The sequence below is a fragment of the Synechococcus sp. B60.1 genome (assembly GCF_047462555.1).
GTDB lineage: Bacteria > Cyanobacteriota > Cyanobacteriia > Thermostichales > Thermostichaceae > Thermostichus.
The window spans coordinates 1-2918 of record NZ_JANSJN010000162.1; the positions used below are offsets into that span (position 1 = coordinate 1).

The 2918-nt window shown below is 58.9% G+C and carries 4 protein-coding genes; 2 read left to right on the forward strand and 2 right to left on the reverse strand.

Features of this window, described 5'->3' with window-relative positions:
* The first annotated feature begins 71 nt into the window (after positions 1 to 71).
* Complete coding sequence (locus NW863_RS12635; RefSeq protein ID WP_414366784.1) at positions 72 to 800, forward strand: pentapeptide repeat-containing protein; 729 nt, start codon at positions 72 to 74, stop codon at positions 798 to 800.
* A gap of 73 nt (positions 801 to 873) precedes the next feature.
* Here the strand turns inward: NW863_RS12635 and rpmB are convergent, their stop codons facing one another.
* Together rpmB and NW863_RS12645 are read right to left on the reverse strand one after the other, a co-directional pair.
* Positions 874 to 1110: a 50S ribosomal protein L28 gene (gene rpmB / locus NW863_RS12640; RefSeq protein WP_414366786.1), complete on the reverse strand. Its 237-nt coding sequence runs from the start codon at positions 1108 to 1110 to the stop codon at positions 874 to 876.
* Between the two features lie 24 nt (positions 1111 to 1134).
* On the reverse strand, positions 1135 to 1497 hold the full coding sequence (locus tag NW863_RS12645) for a hypothetical protein (RefSeq protein ID WP_414366787.1): 363 nt from the start codon (positions 1495 to 1497) through the stop codon (positions 1135 to 1137).
* A 206-nt stretch (positions 1498 to 1703) separates the two neighbouring features.
* On the opposite strand from NW863_RS12645, the gene NW863_RS12650 reads away from it, so the two are divergent.
* The gene (locus NW863_RS12650; protein ID WP_414366788.1) at positions 1704 to 2813 is read left to right on the forward strand and encodes a dockerin type I domain-containing protein; all 1110 of its coding nucleotides are present in this window, start codon (positions 1704 to 1706) and stop codon (positions 2811 to 2813) included.
* The last annotated feature ends 105 nt before the right edge of the window (positions 2814 to 2918 follow it).

A 2918-nucleotide genomic window follows, 5' to 3' on the forward strand; every position in this document is an offset into this window, starting at 1 on the left:
TCCCTGTTAGCCCTCAGTGTTTCGGTCAGGTTGACCAGGTTTCTGGCCTGCCTGTGAGAAGTGGTCTGTCTGTGAGTGTTTCTTCTCCCCAACCCTCCGAGCCGGTTCGCATTGAAACCACGCGGGACTTGCTAGCAGCCCTGCGAGAAGGACGCTCCCTGTTGGGCGCCAACCTTGAAGGTGCTTACCTCTCGCGGGGCCTGTTCGACCGCATCCAGATGCCCAAGGCCAACTTGACGCGGGCTAACCTGCGCTCGCTCAGTATGCAACAGGCAGATCTGCGGTTATGCAACTTTCGCCGTGCCGAGATGGAGCGGGCCAACTTCGCTGCCTCCGACCTCCGGGGATCCAGCTTCAGTCAAGCCCTGGGAGACTACAGCAACTTCACCGCTGCCAAGCTGGACAAAAGCAGCTTTCAGGGGGGGCGCTTCAGCCACTCCATCTTTCGCGAGGCCAGCTTGGTGGCTGCCAACCTAGCGGAAGGAAACTTTTTTGCCGCTGACTTTCGCCAAGCCAACCTATTTCGCTGCAACCTCTCCCAGGCCGTCCTAGCCAGTTGTCAGTTGCAACATGCCAACTTCAACCAAGCCCTCCTAGTGGGGGCCAACCTACAAGAGGCCCAAATCGAAGGGGCCAGCTTTGTCGGCGCCGACTTTACCGACGCCAAGCTCTCGGACGAAATGCGCAAGTTCTTGATCGAGCGCGCGAGCGGCACCAACGAGCTTACTCAGCGGGATACCCTCAACACTCTGCTGGCGGGGCTCCAGCCCAAGTCACGCAAACTGTTTGGATTGCTGTGAGCTGTAGCCGAAGTCACTCTCCCGCCAGCCGTAGCAGATCAGTTCTCAGGAGGTCAAGGCACCGGCTGATCCCTCAAAATTGGTTGAGGTCGATTCCAGCTTCGCGGGCCATGGCCCCTATCCCTTTGGTCTTGAGGGTTTTCAGGGCCTTGGTGGAAAGGCGCAAACGCACAAACCGCTTGCCGTCCTCCCACCAGACGCGTTTCCACTGCAAGTTAACCTCCTGCAGGCGCTTGGTACGCCGGTGGGAGTGGGAGATGGCGAAAGCGTTGTTGCGTTTTTTGTTGGTCAGTTGGCAGCGACGTGCCATGAGATCCAAGGGAACTCAGCTTCGCTATTCTATGGCCTCTTTTTGTCGAGCAGCAAGCTGCAGTTGAGCTTGCAACTGGGCTAGCTCTGCCCTCAATTGGTCAAAGGTTTGTTGGCAATGGTTGACGCTTCTCAGGGGTAGCTCTTCGTTTTTGGCGATGCAGGTGACCTCTACAGACCCGTCAGCGGCTTGGCGGCTGCGATCCACAAACACCTCCACCGTCACCAGCTTGGTGTAGGGATTTTTTCCAGGCGGCTCGCCGGCCACCCAGTAGTCAGGGCTGTTGTGTAGGACGGTAAGCTGGCAACGCTCCAAGACCGCGCGGATCGCTTCGCTTAGCTGCTCGGCTGATCCCATAAGCTGAGTCACGCAGGAGTATCGAGCCATAGAAGAAGCAGGTCACCACGCTCATCTTACCATCAAGCTTTCGAGTTCTGGCCTGTCCCAGTGGGCAGAGGGCGAATCGGCAAAATATGCGCTCAAGAGTAGCCTCAATCGGCTGGCTAACCCGGCGGCAAAGCGGTGAACTGCGCTAGAACGTAAACAAAGCCTTCCCGGCTCTGCGGCTAGCTCTTTTTTCAGGAGAGTTGCCTATGTCTAGGGTCTCCTCATGGGGGCGTTCCCTCTTGCTGCTGCTGGGATCCCTTGCTCTGGGTTGGATAGGCGTGTCTTCTGCCCAAGCGCAGCCTTTTCAACCGGGTGATCTGGATGGGGATAGCCGCTTGACGGTGCAGGATCGCAACCTGTTGGGGGCCTATTTGCGCGGAGAACGGGGGTTGACCGACGACCAGATCCGGGCTGCCGATGTTGACCAGGATGGACGAATTACAGAAGCCGATTGGCAGATGTTGCAGCAGCGCATTCAGGCGGCCACGGATGTGCCCACTGGACAGGTGCAGTTGGATTCTGCCTACTCTGGGCAGGTGGTGGATCGCCTGACAGGGCAGCCCTTGGCCGACGTGGAGGTGGCCATTCCGGGAGCCGGGATTGCGGTGCGCACCGATGCCCAGGGGCGGTTTCGCCTGCCGGGGCCGCTGCCGGCAGAGGAGATTTTGGTGGCGCGGCTGGAGAACTATTTGCCCTATTCCCAGAGCACAGGCAGCGGACAGACCGGCGGGGAGCGACCTTGGCAGTTGCAGTTGGAGCGCTGGGATCCCAACAGCACGCTGGTGCTGGAGGCCAATGTCATCCGCCTAGGCGATAACCGGTATTCGCCTGAGTCGGCGGCTGCTGGCCAATTTCTTGCTCCTGCCCAAGGGGGGGAGATGACCCGCTCCTTCAGCCTAGAACGTCTGCCGCCCCGTCCACCAGTTCTGCGGATTGGATCCCTGATTGGGTTGGATACAGCCGCCGCCTATCGGGCCGGACAATCCCAGATCCCTAATGCCGACATGTCTCCCATGCGAGTGCTTTTGAACGGGGTGGAGGTAGAGCAGATCCAGTTGGGAGGAGACGGCTTGCGCATCCCTCTGCCGCTAGAGCATCTGCGCCTGGGCCTGAATACTGTTACCCTGCGCACTGGCAAAACGGTGATCCAGCCTGGCAGGATCGCCGGCGACCCTCGGATAAGTATCCCGCTTTTTGGTGGATCCCTGGATATCTTTGTGCCGCTGGGGAGTAACACAATCGGCCAGTACGGTGGGGCCTGGGCGGACTATGACGATGTGCAGTTGGCCAATGTCACGATTGAGATCCCCAGCTAAACGCCCAAGCTAACTTGCGCTGGCTAGGTCTTGGGATTTTGTTCCTCAGAAGCTTGCCCGAAGCCTTTTCGACTTTAAGGGGGCTCTGGGGATTCTGTAGGTTAA